The 18,827-nt window shown below is 72.9% G+C and carries 16 protein-coding genes and 1 tRNA gene; 3 read left to right on the top strand and 14 right to left on the bottom strand.

What is annotated here, in order from left to right; genetic code table 11:
* Nucleotides 1-4: 4 nt before the first annotated feature.
* The 6 genes from ACFYW7_RS00935 to ACFYW7_RS00960 form a co-directional block, all read right to left on the bottom strand.
* Nucleotides 5-763, bottom strand: coding sequence for an IclR family transcriptional regulator (locus ACFYW7_RS00935; RefSeq protein WP_389496870.1), 759 nt, complete (start codon nucleotides 761-763; stop codon nucleotides 5-7).
* A 253-nt stretch (nucleotides 764-1,016) separates the two neighbouring features.
* Nucleotides 1,017-1,784 (bottom strand): ectoine/hydroxyectoine ABC transporter ATP-binding protein EhuA, encoded by a 768-nt coding sequence (gene ehuA, locus ACFYW7_RS00940; protein WP_389498493.1) that lies wholly within the window; start codon nucleotides 1,782-1,784, stop codon nucleotides 1,017-1,019.
* A gap of 49 nt (nucleotides 1,785-1,833) precedes the next feature.
* Nucleotides 1,834-2,484, bottom strand: coding sequence for an ectoine/hydroxyectoine ABC transporter permease subunit EhuD (gene ehuD / locus ACFYW7_RS00945; RefSeq protein ID WP_389496871.1), 651 nt, complete (start codon nucleotides 2,482-2,484; stop codon nucleotides 1,834-1,836).
* Between the two features lie 49 nt (nucleotides 2,485-2,533).
* Nucleotides 2,534-3,271, bottom strand: a complete 738-nt coding sequence (ehuC, locus tag ACFYW7_RS00950; RefSeq protein WP_389496872.1) for an ectoine/hydroxyectoine ABC transporter permease subunit EhuC — start codon at nucleotides 3,269-3,271, stop codon at nucleotides 2,534-2,536.
* Nucleotides 3,268-4,197, bottom strand: coding sequence for an ectoine/hydroxyectoine ABC transporter substrate-binding protein EhuB (ehuB, locus tag ACFYW7_RS00955; protein WP_389496873.1), 930 nt, complete (start codon nucleotides 4,195-4,197; stop codon nucleotides 3,268-3,270). Before ehuB ends, ehuC begins: the two co-directional genes overlap by 4 nt.
* A 112-nt stretch (nucleotides 4,198-4,309) precedes the next feature.
* Nucleotides 4,310-5,293 carry a D-2-hydroxyacid dehydrogenase gene (locus ACFYW7_RS00960; protein WP_389496874.1) on the bottom strand — a complete coding sequence of 328 codons (984 nt, stop codon included), beginning with the start codon at nucleotides 5,291-5,293 and terminating at the stop codon, nucleotides 4,310-4,312.
* 476 nt (nucleotides 5,294-5,769) lie between these two features.
* On the opposite strand from ACFYW7_RS00960, the gene ACFYW7_RS00965 reads away from it, so the two are divergent.
* A complete protein-coding gene (locus ACFYW7_RS00965; protein WP_389496875.1) occupies nucleotides 5,770-6,510 on the top strand; it encodes a decarboxylase in 741 nt (246 codons plus the stop codon).
* Nucleotides 6,511-6,844: 334 nt separating this feature from the next.
* On the top strand, nucleotides 6,845-7,933 hold the full coding sequence (locus ACFYW7_RS00970) for an LLM class flavin-dependent oxidoreductase (protein ID WP_389498494.1): 1,089 nt from the start codon (nucleotides 6,845-6,847) through the stop codon (nucleotides 7,931-7,933).
* Nucleotides 7,934-8,053: 120 nt separating this feature from the next.
* Here ACFYW7_RS00970 and ACFYW7_RS00975 read toward each other — a convergent pair whose 3' ends face one another.
* Nucleotides 8,054-9,982: a putative bifunctional diguanylate cyclase/phosphodiesterase gene (locus tag ACFYW7_RS00975; protein WP_389496876.1), complete on the bottom strand. Its 1,929-nt coding sequence runs from the start codon at nucleotides 9,980-9,982 to the stop codon at nucleotides 8,054-8,056.
* 324 nt (nucleotides 9,983-10,306) lie between these two features.
* On the opposite strand from ACFYW7_RS00975, the gene ACFYW7_RS00980 reads away from it, so the two are divergent.
* Nucleotides 10,307-11,836 (top strand): M6 family metalloprotease domain-containing protein, encoded by a 1,530-nt coding sequence (locus ACFYW7_RS00980; protein ID WP_389496877.1) that lies wholly within the window; start codon nucleotides 10,307-10,309, stop codon nucleotides 11,834-11,836.
* Nucleotides 11,837-12,125: 289 nt separating this feature from the next.
* On the opposite strand, the gene ACFYW7_RS00985 is transcribed toward ACFYW7_RS00980, so the two are convergent.
* The 7 genes from ACFYW7_RS00985 to ACFYW7_RS01015 form a co-directional block, all read right to left on the bottom strand.
* Nucleotides 12,126-12,199, bottom strand: a tRNA-Lys gene (locus ACFYW7_RS00985).
* A complete protein-coding gene (locus tag ACFYW7_RS00990; protein ID WP_389496878.1) occupies nucleotides 12,190-12,891 on the bottom strand; it encodes a hypothetical protein in 702 nt (233 codons plus the stop codon). The genes ACFYW7_RS00985 and ACFYW7_RS00990 overlap by 10 nt, the downstream gene beginning before the upstream one ends.
* A 208-nt stretch (nucleotides 12,892-13,099) precedes the next feature.
* On the bottom strand, nucleotides 13,100-13,477 hold the full coding sequence (locus ACFYW7_RS00995) for a hypothetical protein (protein WP_389496879.1): 378 nt from the start codon (nucleotides 13,475-13,477) through the stop codon (nucleotides 13,100-13,102).
* A gap of 142 nt (nucleotides 13,478-13,619) precedes the next feature.
* Entirely contained in the window at nucleotides 13,620-14,954 is a 1,335-nt protein-coding gene (locus ACFYW7_RS01000; RefSeq protein WP_389496880.1) for an AAA family ATPase, read from the bottom strand.
* A complete protein-coding gene (locus tag ACFYW7_RS01005) occupies nucleotides 14,951-16,546 on the bottom strand; it encodes a hypothetical protein (RefSeq protein ID WP_389496881.1) in 1,596 nt (531 codons plus the stop codon). Before ACFYW7_RS01005 ends, ACFYW7_RS01000 begins: the two co-directional genes overlap by 4 nt.
* Nucleotides 16,537-17,760 carry a hypothetical protein gene (locus ACFYW7_RS01010; RefSeq protein ID WP_389496882.1) on the bottom strand — a complete coding sequence of 408 codons (1,224 nt, stop codon included), beginning with the start codon at nucleotides 17,758-17,760 and terminating at the stop codon, nucleotides 16,537-16,539. The genes ACFYW7_RS01005 and ACFYW7_RS01010 overlap by 10 nt, the downstream gene beginning before the upstream one ends.
* Entirely contained in the window at nucleotides 17,711-18,712 is a 1,002-nt protein-coding gene (locus ACFYW7_RS01015) for a phosphatase PAP2 family protein (RefSeq protein WP_389496883.1), read from the bottom strand. Before ACFYW7_RS01015 ends, ACFYW7_RS01010 begins: the two co-directional genes overlap by 50 nt.
* Between the last annotated feature and the right edge of the window lie 115 nt (nucleotides 18,713-18,827).

Here is an 18,827-nt window from a genome sequence, read left to right on the forward strand (position 1 = left end):
CCGGTCAGATCGCGAGGGAGAGGAGCACCGGAGCCGCCCCGCGGTTCAGCGTGTCCGCGGCGTGGCGCAGCCGGTGGGCGTGCTCGACGGGGAGGGAGAGGGCGAGGCAGCCGACGGAGGAGCCCGCGGTGATCGGGACGGCCGCGCAGACTGTGCCGATCGCGTACTCCTGGAGGTCGAGCACGGGCACGGTGGCCGGCTGGGAGTCGAGACGGGACAGCAGGAGCCGCTCGCTGGTGATGGTCCGCGAGGTGAGGCGGGCCATCTTGTGCCGGGCGAGGTGGTCGCGGCGGCCGTTGTGGTCGAGCTGGCCGAGCAGGCTCTTGCCGACCGCGCTGGCGTGCGCGGAGGAACGGAAGTCGACCCATTCGTTGACCGCGGGGGTCGCCGGGCTCTCCGCGCACTGGGTGACGTGCACCTCGCCGTCGATGTAGCGGCTGAGATAGATCGCGGCGCCGACCGAGTCGCGGAGCCGGTCGATCGTCTGTTGGAGCTTGTCGCGCAGCGCCTGGTCGTGCCCCTGAGCGGAACCGAGGCGGCCGAGGGCGGCGCCGGTGACGTACGCGCCGTCCGTGACCTGCTCGACGTAGCCCTCCCTGCGCAGCATGCGCAGCAGTGCGGTCAGCCGGTCGGTGCCGAGGCCCGCCTCGCGGGCGAGTTCGGCCTCGGTGACGCCGGTGGTGTGCCGCGACACCGTCTCCAGGACGCGCAGGGCGTCCTGGGCCGAGTGGTACGGCGCGGTCGGCTCGTTCTTCAGCGCCACGGTTTCCCCCTGCGCTTCATGGCCCGGCTCAAAAAAGACGTCGGCCCGGACAGCTGGCCTCACTCCACGATAACCGTCAAGCACCCATCTGTGAGCGCCTGTTGACGAGATTGGTGGTGCGCTCCGTGCCGCTCAGCAGGAGCGCACCACTCTGGCATATGCCAAAGGCATGAAACGTCGGGCATGCCCCAGGGGTTGGACCTCGGAGCTTCCCGTGGGTGCTCCCCCTCCGCCCCTCGTTCACTACCGGACTTCAGAGGACCGCGCCGAGGAAGTCCCGGGTCCGCTCGTGCTCCGGATCGCTGAAGATCTTCTCCGGGGGCCCGGACTCGATGACGTGGCCAGAATCGAACATCAGAACCTGGTCCGAGATGTCCCGGGCGAAATTCATCTCGTGGGTCACACAGAGCATCGTGATGTCCGTGGTGTGGGCGATGTCCCGCAGGACGTCGAGCACTCCCGCGACCAGTTCCGGGTCGAGCGCGGACGTCACCTCGTCCAGCAGCAGCACCTGCGGCCGCATGGCCAGCGCGCGGGCGATGGCCACGCGCTGCTGCTGGCCCCCGGACAGCCGGCCCGGCCGCGCGTCGCACTTGTCCGCGAGGCCGACCAGGTCGAGCAGTTCACGGGCCCGCGCCTCGGCCTCGTCCCGGGACAGGCCGAGGACCGTGACGGGCGCCTCGGTGACGTTCCGCAGCACACTCATGTTCGGGAACAGGTTGAACTGCTGGAAGACCATCCCGATCTTCTTGCGGACCTCGCGTATCCGCTTCTCCTCGGCGGGGAAGAGCCGGTCCCCGGCGACCGTGATCGTCCCCTCGTCCGGCTGGGTCAGGGTCATCAGCAGCCGCAGGATCGTCGTCTTGCCGGAACCGGACGGGCCGATCAGCGTGACGTGCTTCCCGGAGTCGACGCGGAAGTCGAGCCCGTCCAGGACGGTGTTGTCCCCGAAGCGCTTGGTGACCCGGTCGAAGCGGATCAGCTCGCTGCCGTCCACCGGGGGATTGGCGGGGTCCTTCAGGGGATCGGTCCCGGCCTTCCCGGCAGGTGCGGTGTTCGTGGCGTTCGTGTCAGTGGACAAGGCGTCGCTCCAGGGCTCGCAGCAGCAGGGAAGCCGGGTAGGAAATGAGGACGAAGGCCACACCGATGACCGTGAGCGGCTCCGTGAACTGGAAGTGCTGCTGCGAGTACAACCGCGCCTCGCCGAGCATCTCCAGCACGGTGACCGTCATCAGCAGGGGCGTGTCCTTGAGCATCGCGATGACGTAGTTGCCGAGCGCCGGCACCACGCGGCGGACCGCCTGCGGCAGGATCACCGCCGTCCAGGTGCGCCGCACGGGCAGGCTCAGCGCCGTGGCCGCCTCCCACTGGCCGGCGGGCACGCCCTCGATACCGGCCCGGTAGACCTGCATCGTGTACGTCGAGTAGTGCAGCCCGATCGCGACCACACCGGTGGTCAGCGCGGAGAACGTGACGTTCCACTCGGGCAGCACGTAGAAGAGGAAGAACAGCTGCACCAGCAGCGGGGTGTTGCGCACGAACTCGGTGACCACCCCGACCGGCCAGCGCACCCACCGCGTCGGCGTCCGCATGAGCAGCGCCCACACCAGACCGAGGGCGAACGAGATCACCGACCCGAGGGCCAGCGCCTGGAGGGTCACCAGCAGGCCGTCCCAGAAGTGCGGCATGAAGTCGCCGACGGCGTTCCAGTCCCAGGTCATGAGGCACCTCCGGTCGTCGTTCGGACGGGCTCCACCGACAGCACCGCGTTCATGAGCGGCCTCCGTCCGCGGCGGCACCGACGCCCACGCCCGTCGTCCGTGCCCGCTTGCGCCGGCGCGCCGACGCGTCGTGCTCCGGCTCCTTGCCGATCCCGGCCCGCAGCCGCTTCTCCAGCGCGCGCATCAGCCGGGTGAGCGCGAAGGCGATCACGAAGTAGACGACCAGGACGTACGTGTAGACCTCCGCGCTCTCCTGGAGCGCGAGCCGCACCAGGTTGGCGCTGAACGTCAGATCGCCCATGCCCATCACGGAGACCAGCGCCGTGCCCTTGAGCAGTTCGACCAGCAGGTTGCAGAAGGACGGCATCATCTCCGGCACCGCCTGCGGCAGCAGGATCAGCCGCATCCGCTGCCAGGGCGTGAAGCCGAGCGCGACCCCGCCCTCGCGCTGCGCCGGATCGACCGCGTTCAGGGCGCCGCGCACGATCTCCGAGCCGTACGCCCCGTACGTCAGCCCCAGCGCCAGCGTGCCCGCCCACAGCGGGACGAGCTGCCAGCCGAAGGCGAGGGGCAGCACGAAGTACACCCAGAAGATCATGATCAGCGCGGAGGTGCCGCGGAACACCTCGGTGTAGAAGCCCGCGAGGAAGCGGACGATCCACCACCGCGAGGTACGCGCGATTCCCGACGCGAAGGACAGGGCTCCGGCCAACAGGGCGCTGAAGAAAAGCAGTTGGACGGTGACCCAGATCCCTTCGAGTACGAGTTCCCAGAGTCCCGAGGTCATCCGCGGCACAGCTCCTTCGCGGTCATGTCGGTCATCTCGGCCTCGGTGAAGCCGAACGGCCGCAGGATCCGGAAGAGTTCGCCGCTCTCCCGCATCTTCCGCAGCTCGGCGTTGAAGGCGTCCCGCAGCCGCGTCTCGGGCGAACGGAACGCGAAGCCGCCGCCGTCGACGTGCGGCTTGCCCTTGACCAGGGGCGCGAAGGCCTTGGTGCTCTCCGCCGAGCGGGACCCCCTGACCACCTCGCGGACGGTCAGCGCGGTCCCCGCGAAGACGTCGGCGCGCCCCGCCTCGACCGCGTTCAGCCCGGCGACCTGGTCGGGCACGATCAGGATGTCGCTCTCCTCGTACCCGGCCTCGACCGCGTACTGGATCTCCGCGTAGCCGGTCCCCGTCGCGAACCTGGCCTTCTTCGCCACGACGTCCCGGTAGTCGCGCAGCCCCTTCGGATTGCCCTTGCGCACGACGAACGCGTCGAGCATCCGGTAGTCGGGGTCGGAGAAGATGACCTGCTCACAGCGTTCGGGGTTGATGTACATCCCGGCGGACACGACGTCGAACTGCTGTGAGTCGAGCCCGGGTATGAGCGATCCGAACTCGGTGGGCACCGGCTGGACGCGATGGACCCCGAGCCGGGCGAAGACGGCCTTCGCGAGCTCCGGTGCCTCGCCGGTCAGTTCGCCGTCCCGGTCGATGTAGCCGAAGGGGATCTCGCCCGCGATGCCGAGCCGGACGACGCCCTGCGCCCTCAGCCGGGAGAGGAGGTCACCGCCGTCCGCCGTGGACGCCGTGGCCACGCGACTGCAGCCGGCGGCGCCGAGCGCGCCGAGCGCCGCGACCCCCGCGAGCAGCGACCGGCGGGTCGTCCCGGACCCCTGTCTGTCGTTTCCCCGTGCGTTTCCCTGTGCTTTGCCAAGTGGTGGAGCCATGGCCGCGCGGCTACCCGGGAGCATACGAAGTATGCGGATCGGTTCCGGCCCCGAACGGCCCGGCGCGCGCCCGGTCCCCGGACGGCCGGGCGCGTACGACCTGCGGGTCCGGTCAGTGTCCGGGCACGTACCCGCGCTTCTTGTCGACCACGTTCGGCAGCGGTCTGCCCGCCGCCCAGCGTTCGTACAGCTCCACGAACTGCTTGCCGAGCTCGTCCCGCCAGCCGACCGTGTCCCCGCTCATGTGCGGGGACAGGATCAGCCCCGGGACCTCCCACAACGGGCTGTCGGGGCCGAGCGGTTCCCCCTGGACGACGTCGAGGGCCGCGCCCGCGATCCATCGCTTGGACAGCGCCTCGGTGAGCGCCTCCTCCACGACGAGCTGCCCGCGTCCGACGTTGATGAAGCGGGCCGAGGGCTGCATCATCCCGAAGCGCCGCGCGTCGAACATGCCGCGTGTCTCCGCGGTGAGCGGCGCCGCGGACACCACCCAGTCGGCGCGCGCCATCAGCCGGTCCAGCTCCCCGGGGCCGTGGATGCCGGTGCGCGGGGTGCGCCCCACCAGGGCGGTGGTGACGTCGAGGGCCTTGAGGGTGCGGACGATCGCCCGCCCGATCGGCCCGGACCCCACCACACAGGCGCGGGTCCCGGCCACGCGCTGCGACTCCCGGTGCCGCCATGTGTGGTTCCGTTGCAGGTCCCAGGTCCGCGGCAGGTCCTTCGCCATGGCGAGCACCAGGGCCGCGACGTACTCGGCCATCGGCCGGTCGAAGATTCCGCGCGCGTTGGTGACCACCGTGTCGGAGGCGGTGAGCTCGGGGCACATCACATGGTCCACGCCCGCCGCGGCGACGTGCACCCAGCGGGGCCGGGGCCCCTCGCCCGGCCAGGCCCGGCGTACGGCGTGCGAGGCGAAGTCCCACACGAGCAGCGCGTCCGCGTACGGCAGCCGCTCCGCCAGCGTGGACGCGTCGGCGTGCTCGATCCGGACGCGGCCGGTGAGCCGGCCGAGGCGGGGAAGCGGGTCGGCGTCCAGGACGAGCAGGGTGACCGGGCCCGTCGGGCGGGCCGGACCGGGGGACGGGCGGGCGTTCATCCGGGGAAACCGTTTCGCAATGCGAGTCCGCTCTTCCAGTGGATCCTGAGGCCAGATGGCCGAAAAGACGTACGGCTGGACGGGGCGCGGCCCGTGGGTCCGGGACCCGCGGACCGACCACGTCCGTGCCCGAACCTACCTTCGCCAACACGGGCCCGCATACGGTCCGTTGCCCGTCCGTTTCGCATCGTGAGGGCGTTGCCCGCCGAGGCCGCCTCCCGCCCGGGCACTGCGCGTCCCCGGCGCGGGGACGGCACGCTCACCCGTTCGACCGAGACCCCTGGCGGCGGACCCGGACGACGCCCCCTCCCGCTCCCCTTCCCCCTCCGCGGACACCGGTGATCTCGGCCAACGAGGTGACGATGCCGAGGGGAGCCGCGACAACGGGGTACCCGAGTGGTGGGCCCCCGTCGGCCGCCGGTCGATCCGGCCGTCCGCCGGGGACCCGTACCGCCCGCAGAACAGGAAGGTTGGGCATGACCGCACTCGGATTCCTCTACCCGGGCCACTCGGCCGAGGACGACTACCCCCGCATGGAGCAGCTGCTCGGCAGCGACGTCCGCCTGACCGTCGTCCACACGGAGACCAAGGAGAGCGGGGAGGACGTCCGGAGCGTGGACGCGCTCCTCGCCATGGGCTCGGCGGAGCGCCTCGCGGCGGGCGTCGACGAACTGCGCCTGTCCGGCGCGGAGGCCGTGGTCTGGGCCTGCGCGAGCGGCAGTTTCGTGCGCGGTCCGCAGGGCGCCCACGAGCAGGTGCGCGCTCTCGCCAGGGCCGCGGGCCTGCCCGCCTCCTCGACGTCCTTCGCCTTCGTCCGGGCGCTGGGGGAGATCGGGGCGCACCGGGTGGCGATCGGGACGACCTTCCCCGACGACGTGACCGGACTCTTCGCCGCGTTCCTGACGGAGGCCGGTACGGAGGTGGCGGCGGTGCACGGCTCCGGTGCCGTCACCGACGCGGAGGCCGCCGGCTGGGACTACGGCCGGGTTCTCGCGCTGGCCCGCGAGGCGGACCGCCCGGACGCCGACGCGATCCTCCTCCCCGACGCGGCCCTGCACACCGTCTCGCACCTGCCGGCCCTGGAGAAGGAACTGGCCAAGCCGGTCCTCACGGCGAACCAGGTCTCGGTCTGGGAAGCCCTGCGCCTGACCGGCCGCCGGGTGAACGCCCCCGGACTCGGCACCCTGTTCACCCGAGAACCGGTCATCCAGGCCTGACCGACCAGCCCACCGGGAGAACTTCGGCCCGCCCGGCGATTCCGGCCGCTCCCATCTCAGCCCCTCCGGCGTTCGAGGAGCGGGGTCCGGAGCGGAGCCCCGGGTACGGGACGGGCGGGGGCGGAGGGGGCGAAGAAAGCAGGACGTCTCTCTCCCGGGGGGTCCCGCTCCGGGCGGCGCACCCCTGGGGAGGAATAACCGGAGCCACCCTCCTGTTGCGTACGCGGAGGACACCATCGCGTACGCAACAGGAGGCACCCCGGTGGACGAGACGGGCAAGACGGGCGAGACCGGCGGGACGACCGAGGCGACCGGACCGAGCGGGCCGGGAGAGATCCGAGGCACCGCACGGGGCACCGCCCCCGTCCCCCTCTCCGTGCTGGACCTGGTCACCGTCGGCGCGGGCCGCACCGCGACGGACGCCCTCCGCACCAGCGTCCGGATCGCCCGCCTCGCCGAATCCCGCGGATTCCACCGCTACTGGGTGGCCGAACACCACTCGATGCCCGGTGTGGCCAGCTCCTCGCCCGCGGTGATCCTCGCCCACCTGGCCGCCCACACGGACCGCGTCCGGCTGGGCTCCGGCGGAGTGATGCTCCCCAACCACGCCCCCCTCGTCATCGCGGAGCAGTTCGGCACCCTCGAGGCGATGGCCCCCGGGCGGATCGACCTGGGCCTCGGCCGCGCTCCCGGGACGGACGGCGCGACGGCCGCGGCACTGCGCCGCACCCAGCGCCTGAACGAAGGCGCGGACGACTTCCCCGAACAGCTCGCGGAACTGACCCGTTTCCTGGACGACGACTTCCCCGACGGACACCCCTACGCCCGTATCCACGCCGTTCCCGGGCCCGTCCAGTCGACCTCGCCGGGCGGTGTCCAGTCCCCGCACCGGCCCCCGATCTGGCTGCTCGGCTCGTCCGGCTTCAGCGCCCGCCTCGCCGGAAGCCTCGGCCTCCCGTTCGCCTTCGCCCACCACTTCTCGGCGCAGAACACCGTCCCGGCGCTCGACCTGTACCGGGACAGCTTCCGGCCGAGCGCGGTCCTCGACGCCCCGTACGCCCTCATCGGTGTGTCCGCCCTGGCGGCGGACGACGAGTCGACGGCCCGTCGTCAGGTCCTGGCCGCCGCGCTGAGCATGGTCCGGCTGCGCACCGGCCGCCCGGGTCTCGTGCCGACCCCGGAGGAGGCGGAGGCGTATGAATTCAGCGCGATGGAGCGGGAGTTCGTCGGATCCTGGAACGCGAACGTCATCCACGGCACCGCCGACGAGGTCCGCGCCGGTCTCGACGACCTCCAGAAACGTACCGGCGCCGACGAGTTGATGCTCACCGGCAACGCGCACGGCGGGGACGTACGCCTGCGCTCGTACGAACTCATCGCGGACGCCTACGGGTTGCCGAAGGAGCAGGGCGCTCAGGCCTGAGCCCCGGGGTGGTCGCGTCCGGCCGGCCGGAGTGCCCGGGTCCGGAGGGCCGGACGCCAGGTCCGCGGGCCGGGGCGCCCGCGCCGGAGGTGCGGGGCCGGCTGGGAACGACCGGAGCGCTCAGGCCCGGGGGCAGGCGATGGACGTCAGGAGTGCGGAGATGCGGTCCGGGGTCACCGGCCGCGAGTACAGCCAGCCCTGGCCGGTGTCGCAGCCGATCCCGCGCAGCCGGGACGCCTGCGACGCGGTCTCCACGCACTCGGCGGTGACGGTCAGGCCCAGCCGGTGGGCCAGCTGGATGAGCGCCTCGACGATGACCTCGTCGGCGGGGTTGGGGTGGGCGGAGCTGCCGTCGGCGTTCTCGTACTGGAAGCCGCGGACGAAGGAGCCGTCCAGCTTCAGTACCGACACCGGGAGCCTGCTGAGGTAGGCGAGGTTCGAGTAGCCGGTGCCGAAGTCGTCGATCGCGATGCGGACGCCCATGTCGCTGAGCGCCTGAAGGGCCTGGAGCGGCCGGCCCGCCGATCCCATGACCGCCGACTCCGTCAGCTCCAACTGGAGCAGATGCGGGGCCAGTCCGGTCTCCGCCAGGATCTCCGCCACGTCCGCCACCAGGTCGGAGTCCCAGACCTGGCGCACGGCGACGTTGACGCTGACGAAGATCGGCGGGGCGTCCGGGTGGTCCAGCTGCCAGCGGCGGGCCTGGCGGCAGGCGGTGGCCAGCACCCAGCGGCCGAGCTGGACGATCGAACCGTCCTCCTCCGCCAGCCCGATGAACCGGTTCGGTGTGAGCATGCCGAACCGCGGGTGGTTCCAGCGGACGAGCGCCTCGACCCCGTGCACCCCGCCGTCCTCCATGCCGACCAACGGCTGGTACTCCAGGGCGAATTCATCCCGCTCGACGGCCGCGCGAAGGGTCGACGACAGGGCCTGGCGGGTCATGCGGTGCGCGTTGCGCTCCGGGTCGAAGAGCGTCCAGCGGCCCTTGCCGTCCGCCTTCGCCCAGTACAGCGTCGTGTCCGCGGCCTGCATCAGACCGGTCGCGGTCGTGCCGGTGGCGCGCCGCTCGACGACCCCGATGGACGCCGACAGCGACAGCCGCTGCCCCGACAGGTCGAAGGGTGCCTGGAGCGACTTCAGCACGGACTCGGCCAGGTCCGCCAACTGGTCGGTGCCCGTGGAGTCCTCGACGAGCAGCGCGAACTCGTCCCCTCCCAGCCGCGCCACCAGCGGGGCCGCGGCTCTCGTCCGGCCGGCCTCCTCCGCGCAGCGCGTCAGACGTTCCGCGACGGCGGCGAGCAGCCGGTCCCCGACGCGGTGGCCGAGCGTGTCGTTGACGGCCTTGAACCCGTCCAGGTCCAGGTAGCAGAGCCCGATCCGGCCGGTGCCGATCTCGTCGTACGCCTCCGCCTCCAGCGCCGCCGTCAGGCGCTCGAAGAACAGCGTGCGGTTGGGCAGCCGGGTCACCGGGTCGTGCATCTGCAGGTGGCGCAGCCGCGCCTGGAGTTCACGCCGGCCGCCGATGTCGGTGACCGAGATCAGCACGGCCCGCTCCTGCGGAGGCAGCGGCGCGACCGTGACCTGTGCCCAGATCGCATGACCGTCGGGGTGCTTGAGACGGCGCGTGCAGCGCAGCCGGGCCTGCCGGCCGCCCAGCACCTCGCGGTACTCGTGCCAGGTGCGCGCGGCGGAGGCGAGGTCCACCAGGTCGGCCGCGATCCGCCCGACGAACGTCCGCGCGTCGACGCCGAGCAGGGTGCCCAGTGACTCGTTGGCGGCGACGACGAGACCGTCGCGGTCCACGACGGCCATGGCGAGGGGGGCGGTGGCGAAGGCCGCGTGGAAGGTACGGGGTGACGTTCCGTCGGGGACCGCCGGGGGAGCGGGGGCCGGAGAAAGCGGTCCCGGCGCCACCAGCGATGCGGAAGGGGCGGGCGGGCACGGGGAAGCGTCGGCAGACGTACGAGGAGGTGCTTCGATGTGACGTTCTGTGACGGCCGGTCGGACGAGGTCTCCCGCGGGCGCCGGCCCTTCGGACGTTCCGCTCACCGCTCGCTCCCGCAGTGCACTCGTTCTTCGTATGGGTCTCTCGGGGCGGTCGGCCGGTGAAGGGCGGCCGCGCAAGCCGTGTCCGTGCAGGAAAGTGTGCCGATCATAGAGGCTGGCTTCGGGACGGTGCAGCCACTGTCCAGTGTCCCGGAACAACCACCCGTTCTGACAGATCGTTTCTGCCTGTATCTGGATGGGTTCCTTCGCTCGCCGACCGCATGTGACGTTCCGTGCAGGTCCGGGGGTGTCGGCGCACGCGCCCCTTCACTCGTCCGGTGCAGACAAACAGGGCGAAGTAATACAAATTGAATAAGGCTGGGTGCGGTGTCCCGAAATCCGCATCCGGAGGTCGACGTGCCGCGTCCGCTGCCCCTGAGGGCTCTCGCGCGTGAGGCCCTGCGCGGCCTCGCCCGTGACGGAGTGCCCCGCTGGCGCAGCACCGCCGCCGTGTTCACCTCGATGACCGCGCTCGCCGCGACCTCCCTGGTGCCGGGTCACGCTCTCGCCGAATCCCTCTCGTCCCCCTGCGCCCTGACGCGGACCGAGGCACACCACTCGGAGGGCATCGACACCTGGAACTCCGCCTACGCGCGCCCCACCCGCCCCCTCGACGCGCTGATGGTCTTCCTGTCCTTCCCGGACTCCACCCCGCGCACCACACCCGCCGAGCTGACCGGCGACTACTTCCCGGCCACCAGCAGGTTCTTCGAGCGCGCGTCGTACGGCAGGTTCACGGTCCGCCCGCACCCCCGTCGGGCCTGGATCCAGATGCCGCGCCCCTCCACGTCGTACGCCATACAGCGCGACTGGGGCGCCGCCGACCGTGCCGCCTATCTCCGGGACGCCCTCGCGGTGGCCGACCCGGAGGTGGACTTCTCGCGCTACGACGTCGTCTACTTCGTCGCCGACCCGGACGCGCCGGGTGTCGACTCGGACGCCACGAAGGTCGTCAACCTGGACGCGCCCCTGCATGCGGACGGCAAGGACATCCGCCGCGTCGTCACCGTCTTCGAGAAGCACCCCCCGGACCGTCTCGTCCTCGCGCACGAGACCGGGCACGTCTTCGATCTGCCCGACCTCTACCACCGGCCCGCCGACGGAGAGGGCGACTGGGACACCTATGTGGGCGACTGGGACCTCATGGGCAGTCAGTTCGGGCTCTCTCCGGACCTCTTCGGCTGGCACAAGTGGCGGCTGGGCTGGCTGGAACCGCACCAGGTGGCCTGTGTGCAGGGTTCCGGGGTCACCCGGCTGACGCTGGAGCCGTTGGGAGCCGGACCCGTCGGTTCCACGACGGGCGCGCGTACCGGGACGGCCGGCGCAGGGGTGCTGGCGGCCGGGAGTCCGGCAGGGCGGAGCGGGCCGGTGGCCTCGTGGCGGCGGCCTGTGGAGTTCTCCCGCGGGTCCGACGCCGCCCCGTACGGACCGCCGACGGCGGCGCGTGCCTCGGGCGCCTCGGGTGCCTCCTCGTACGGGCTCGGTGTGGCGGCCGCCCCCGGCTCGGGGACCTTCGGCGTCGGCGGGGGCACCAAACTGGTGGTGATCCGGACGGGCCCGGACAGCGCGATCGCCGTCGAGGGCCGGGGCGCCGTGGGCAACGACCGCTCGACCTGCACGCAGGGCGTCCTCGTCTACCGGGTCCGCAGCGGGACCGAGTCGGGCGGCGGTCCCATCCAGGTCCTCGACGCGCACCCCCACGCCGAGTCCTGCTGGGAGGACTCGGTGTACCCGCCGCTCGCGGACGCGCCGGTGGGCCTCGGCGAGAGCTTCTCGGTGCCGGGCGCGAAGGTCCGCGTGGACGTGGAGGACCGGACGGCCTCGGGGGCCTGGACGGTGCGGATCACGACGGGCTGAGCCCTTGCGGCGCCGGACGCCGTGACGGGCGGTCGGCGCGACGGGCGGTCGGCGGCCGGGGGCGGCGGGCCGCGGAACGGACCGGGTGGGGCCCTGGGTGCGGGCGACGGGGTCCGCGAGGTCGCTGTCGCCCGTACCCGGGGCGTGCGAGGGGGATGCCGGGCGTACGCGTGGGTGCGGGGAGTGTCCGGATGTCCGCGGAAGCGCGGGAACACGGAAGCGTGGGGACGCGGAAACCACGAGAGCGGGATGTTCGCGTTTCCGCGAATCATCCCGCTCTCGTTTGGCGTGCGCCGCCAGGGACTCGAACCCCGGACCCGCTGATTAAGAGTCAGCTGCTCTAACCAACTGAGCTAGCGGCGCCTGCTGACGTCGTAGACCTTAGCATCCTGATCGGCGGGAGGAAAAATCGATATCCGCACCGCAGCGGACGCCGCCGCACGGGCCGCTCGTACGGCGGCCCAGAGCAGGATCTCGGGGCCCGGGAGCCAGGGCTGCCGTGTGTCGGGGGCGACCAGCCAGCGGGAATCGGTCCGGGCGGCGTCCGGCGAGTCGTCGTCGGCCCGCAGCGCGGGCACGGTGACCGCGTCCCCCGTACCGTGGCAGAGCAGCGGTGGTACCTTCCGGCACCGCCCCACGTGCCCCGCGGGCTCCCGCTCCGTGGCCGCGCGGCCCGTGGCGGCGCCGGAGCCCCATTCCTCCCACTCCATGAGCGACGGGAGCCGCTGGGCGGTGCCGGGCGCGGCGAACAGCAGCGTCCGGCCGCGGTACACCGCCACCGGGCCCGAGCCCGGTCCCTCGTCCCAGAGCCGGTCGAGCATCCGCCGGCCGAAGAGCGCCGGCGCGCTGACGATGTCGAAGGTGCTGCCGCAGGGCAGGACGACCGGGGCCTTCGGGCGCTCGCCCCAGAGGGCGAGCGTGCTGCGCGGGTACGGTCCCGCCGAGGCGAGCCAGGCGGCTCCCTCGGAGGTGACTCCCGAGACGTCCAGCCCCCCGGGCAACGGCGCGCCGAGGCCGTGGGGGGCGCTGCCTGCCGGGTTCCGTGTGCTGCTCATGCCGAGTACATCTACCGGTCGTGAGCACCCTGTTTCGGAGGGTTGCCGAAAATCGGGACAGGCTCGGGGTCGGTGGAGTACGTTGCTCGGCTGGCATATGCCAGCGGACGGGGGCCCGGACCTGCTGCCGACCCGCTCGTGAAACCGCCTCCCGCGCCTCCCGGGCTGCCCGCCCCCGCGCCGGCCTCCCGCCCGGTCCCGGCGTGGGTCAGAGCGGGTCGGTCACCCCGTGGCCGTGGCCGTTGCCCTCCGCGCCCCGCAGCAGGTCCTGGCCGAACTCGACCATCTTCTTCGCGTAGTCCTCGGTCCATTCGGCCCGCTCGGCGATGGCGGCGGCGGTCAGCCGGTCGAAGCGGCGCGCATCCGCGAGCTGCGCGGCGGCGATGGCCTGGAACTCGACCGCCCGGTCCGCGGCGGCCCGGAAGGCGTGCGTCAGCTCCGTGGCCCGCTCCAGCAGCGCGCGCGGATCGTCGATCGACTCCAGATCGAAGAAGTGCTCCGGATCCCCGGCGGCTTCCGCGGGCTCGAAGAGCAGGGGCGCGGGGCGTAGCCGCGGTTCGTTCCGACGCGGCGTGGGCTCCGCCATGTCTTCTCCTCCTCGTACGGGTCAGGGACCCCTCTGGTCGAAGGGCCACCCTCCATTGTCCCCCGGCGGCGCAAGTGGGCCCGAAGGTCCGCGTGCGCCCCCGGGGCGGCCGCGCGCCGACCTGGTGCGCCGGGAGCGGGGTTCAGGGCCGCCACGCCACCCGATGCTCCGCCAGATGGGACAACACCGAGTGGTTGGCCTCCCAGCCGTCGGGGAATTTCACGGTGACGCCGAGCTGTACCGGCTCGGTCGACGGATGGTCGTCCAGCAGTTCGGTGACCCCGGCGCGGCAGACCACCACGCACGCGTGCCGGTGCCGGGAGGCGAGCACGCACAGCCGTCCGGTCTCCAGGTGGAACGCCGTGGCGTCGGGCCGCCCCGACAGCGGGTGCAGGACGACCGTGACGTCGAACTCCCGTCCCTGGAGCCGGTTCGCCGTGTCGACGGTGACGTCCGTGACCCCCAGACCGGTCAGCGCCGCCCGTACGGCCGCGGCCTGGTCCCGGTGCGCGGTGCCGACCGCGATCCGGTCCGCCGTCAGGGGCACCGGATCGTCCGCCCGCTCCGACGTGGCTGCGCCGTCCCGGTCGAGCAGCCGTCGGACGACCCCGGCCACCGCGTGTACCGCCTCCGGGTCCGTACGCGGGGTGTGCCGGGCCGGCAGCTCCAGCAGACCCCAGCCGGACTCGGCGGCCTCGTCGATGACCCGGTCGGTCCCCGAACCGTCCGACGGGACCCCGAAGTCCAGCCGCCGGTCGCCCAGGCCGGTGCCGCTGCGGAACGGCGTGTACGGATAGAAGGCGTGCGAGACCAGGGGCGCCGCCGACGCGGGCAGCCGCCAGGACACCGGGAGCCGGTGCTGCGGCAGCTGCGGGTTGTGGGCGAGCAGCGTGCTCACCGCGGACGCGGACGGGTCGTAGGACAGGCCCGCCCACTGCTCCGAACCGACGATCGCGAACGGGTCCAACTGCCCCGGGTCGCCCACGAACAGCGCCCGTTCGAAGAGCCCGGCGACGGCGAGCAGCGCGTCCGAGCGCATCTGGTACGCCTCGTCGACGATCGCGTGCCGCCAGGGCTCGACGCCTTTGACGTGGGCCCACTTGGCGGCGGTGGAGACGACGATGTCGAGGCCCGCCAGATCGGTCGCCTTCGTCGACTTGCGCACCTGGTCGAAGCCGTCGAGCGCCTTGTCGTACGGGTCGGAGTCGCTGCTGTGCAGCCGCCCGACGGGAAGCTCCGGGGCCTTCTCCGCGAGCCGCAGGACCAGATCGTCGACCTGGGCGTTGGTCTGCGCGATGACCATCAACGGCCTTCCCGCGGCGGCCAGTTCGAGTGCGGCGCGGACGACGAGGGTCGACTTGCCGGCGCCCGGCGGGGAGTCGACCACCACGCCGCGGTGGGCGCCGTGCAGCGTGTCCCGCAGGATCGCGTCGGTGGCCCGGCCCGCCTCGGCACCCGGGTCGAAGGCGGTGGTCAAAGGACGTCCTCCTCGGTCACCGGGTCCGGCAGCGGAACGGCGTCGGGCTCACCCGGCGGCCCTCCGTGCGTCCACGGCGTCTCCTCCGGGTCCGGCAGCTTGGCGCCGCCCCGCTGTTCGTGCTCGAAGAGGGTGAAGCAGACGAGATCCCCCTCCTCCGGCACGGACCCGGCCTCGGGCTCCTTGCCGCGCCCCATCTTGTCGGTGATCCGCAGCACGACCGAGCCGCTCGCGTCGTCGTACCCGACGAACTCGGCGGCCTGCGGCTTCCCGCCGAGCGAGCGGTACACCTTGGCCCGCTCCCCGAGGTACGGCCGGTCGTCCGTGCGGACGGTCACCAGCGGGCGGGGACTCGGCCGTCGGCCCTCGCTGTACGCCATCACGACATCGGTGACCTCGCCCGCGAACGCCTCTCCCGAGAGCCGCCGGCCGGCCATGACCAGCGGGTCGTCCAGGGCCTCCTGCGCTTCCAGCCGGGCCTGTTCGCGCTCCCGGGTCGCGAGCTTGTTCGCGGCGGTGACCGCGTCGTCGCGGCGCGGCTGCGGCGGCTCGCCGGCCGTGACCCGGTCGCGGTGTCCGGTGAACGACCAGCGGTCGCGGGTCCACCGGTCCGCGGCGTGCGCGCCTTCCGGCAGCTCCCGCAGCAGGTCGAGCCCGCTCCAGACCGCGTCCCAGGTGGGCCGCGCGACGCGCTCGACGAGATCGCGGATCTCCCGCTCGGCGGCGGTCAGTTCACCGAGCCGGTCGTCCGCCTCGATGCCGTCCTCGGCGGCGGCCAGCGCGGTGCGCGCACGGTCGTAGCGTTCGATGGCCGGGGCCAGCAGATCGTTGTCGAAGGCCGGGTCGGTGGCCGGTCCGGCGGGCGGGCAGACCAGTTGGCCGCCCGCGTCCCGCTGCAGCTCGGCCCGCACCGCCGCCTCGGCGCCCGGCTCGCCGGCCGGCGGATCGATCCAGGCGAGCAGCGCCCCGAGGTGCTGGTCCTCCAGGCTGCTCTGCCCGGTGGCCCAGTGCCGGCCCAGCACGTCGGTGAGGGCGAGGAGCAGGGCGGAGCCGGGCACCCGGGCGCGCTCCCCGAAGTGGGTCAGCCAGCGCCCGGCCAACGGCACGCGGGGCGGCGCCGGATGCGGTGTCTCGGGATCCTGCTCGGCGGTGCGGCGAAAGCGGGTGGAGCGCCCGAGGAGGCGGACGAACTCGATGCCCGCGCGGCCCGGCACGATCAACTGCGGCGCGTCCGCGCACAGCTCGACCTCGACCTTGACGCGCTTGCCGGTCTCCGGGTCGGTCTCGGCCCGCTCCGCGCTCTCGACGACGTCCGCGTACGCGTCGATGTACGGCAGGACGACATCGGCCAGCTCGGCGAGGAAGGCGAAGCGCAGGTCGCGGTCGCGAGGCTGCGGGACGGCCAGCAGCCGGGGCGCGTCCCGGGCCGTGCCGATGAGCGCGCCGAGCGGGGCTCCCGCCTCACCGGCGGTGGTGAGCGGCACGAACACCAGCGGCCGCTCGACGAGATGGCGGTGGAGCACCGTGGCGGCGGGCTGCGCCCGGCCGCTCTCGACGGCCTCCAGCCGGGCGAGGGCGGAGATCAGCGACATACGGTCGCCTCCCGCACGCCCGGGACGGCGGCCGCGGGGACCGAGGAGCCGGCAGCGGAACTCTCCGGCCCCCTCGGCCTCCGGACACGGGGGTTCGCGGAGGCCGTGCCGCGCAGGGCCTCCGCCCGCAGCAGCGCCGCTCTCCTGAGTGCCGCGACGGCCGGGTCCTCGGGATCGCCCGCCTTCCCGTGCGCCGCCGCCAGGACGTCCGTGACGGTGGTCAGACCGCCCAACTCGGCGCGCAGCGAGCGGCCCAGGGAGGTGACCGCGCCCTCGGCGCGCGAGCGGGCCCGGCAGTGGAAGGCCAGTTCGCAGGCGGACAGGCACTCGGGGGCGTAGGTCGCGGGCACCGCCTCGACGGCCGTGACCAGTTCCTCGGCGGGCAGGCCGGGGGAGAAGCAACTGCCTTCGGGGAGGGCGGCCGCGATGTCCTCGACGCGGGTGAGCCGGTCGAGCTGGCGGCGGGTGACCGCGCGCTGCTTGCGGACGTCGACGGCCGAGGCGGTCGGGAGGTTGGAGAAGTCCTTGGGGCAGACGAGCAGGACGCGGTGGCGGACCTCGGGGGCGGGATCGAGGCGGGCCGCGACCTCCTCCAGGGCCAGGACGTACACGGCGGACTGCCGGGCGGCGGCGCCCACCTTGGCGGGGTCGGCCGAACCGTCCAGCATCGGGAACGACTTGATCTCGACGACCGTCCAGGTCCCGTCGGGGTGCACGACCACGGCGTCCGGTTCGAGGAAGGCGGCGGAGCCCGCGACGTCGAGGGCGAGCATGGGGTGGTCGAGCAGGGTCCAGGCCTTGGCCCCGGTGGCGTCACGCAGCGCGAGCGCCGTACGCGCCGCGCGTCCCTCGGGACCGATCGCGCTCAGGTCGGGGACCGCGCCGGAGCCGGGCGGTTCGGCGCGGGGGTCCAGCTTCTCGTGCACCAGCCGCAGCAGTTCGGCACCGCCGTCGGCCTTGACCCGCGCCTCGAACGCGTTGCCCCGCATGAAGGCGAACTGCGACATCCCGAAGGCGGACGGCGAGCCGAGCGCGCTCGCCAGCTTCGCCTTGTCGACCCCCGCGCCGTCCAGCAGGGCGCGTCGGTCGCACCCGGGGTTGGCGGCGAGCGCCGCGAGGGCGCGCGCGTCGAGCGCCTTCGGTGCCACGTCCGGACCGCGCAGCTCAGCGAGCTGCTGCCGCAGCGCCGTCCCCCGCGTCCGTGGGAGAGGCACCAGGCTCGGCTCCCGGTCCGGTTCGGGACTCGCGCTGTCGGGGAATTCGTTCACCCGGGGAAGTCTGGCATCCCGCACTGACAATCGCGGAACCCTCGTCCCCCGAGGCGCCCTTGCCCCACGGGACGCGGACCGCGAGGAAGGTCCGCAGGCGGTTCGCCGCCCGCATCACGAAGGGGGTCAGCAGCAGTCCGGCGCCCATGACCGCGGCACCCGCGGCGGCGTCCAGGAAGTAGTGGTTGGCCGTGCCCATCACGACGATCGTGGTGACCAGCGGATAGACGACGCCGGCCACCTTCGCGGCGGGCGTGCGGCCGTGGCGCCACAGCATCACTCCGCACCACAGGGCCCAGCCCACGTGCAGGCTCGGCATCGCCGCGTACTGGTTCGTCATCCCGCCCATACCGCGCGGCGCGCTCGCCTCGCCGCCCCACCAGCCGTAGTCGCTGTACTGGGCCATCGTGTCGACGAAGCCGTGGCCGGGCGACAGCAGCCTGGGCGGACAGGTGGGCAGCAGGGTGAAACCTATGAGGCCTATGAACGTGGAGGTCATCAGCCAGGTACGGGCCGCGCGGTAGCGCACGGTCCGGGAGCGGAAGAGCCAGACCAGGATCGCGGGCGTCACGAGGTAGTGCAGCGACGCGTACCAGAAGTCCGCGGGCACGCCCAGCGAGGCGTGCCGGGTGAACAGCCGGTTCAGCGGGTGCTCGGCGTTCAGGTGCAGGAACTTCTCGACGCGCAGGATGTCGAGGCCGTGCCCGACGGCGCCGGCGGTGTCGCCCCGGGCGAGCAGCCGGCCCGCCGAGTACGACGCGTACACGAGCAGGATCAGCGGGAGCTCGGTCCACCAGCGGAGCCGGGCGTGGGTCGCCGCGGACGCGCGCAGCTCCGTCCACCGGCGCGACCGGACGTCCGGCGCCGTCTCGGTACGCGGTGCGTCGGTCTGCGGCATCCGATCGCCCTCCCATCTGCTCGTGGTGACCCGACAGTCCGCAGTCTGCTGACGACGGTCCGTGGCCACATCGGATTTTACGATGTACGGCATTGCCCCGAAGGGGCGCCCCGGT

This window comes from Streptomyces sp. NPDC002580 (assembly GCF_042889485.1).
Taxonomy (GTDB): Bacteria; Actinomycetota; Actinomycetes; order Streptomycetales; family Streptomycetaceae; genus Streptomyces.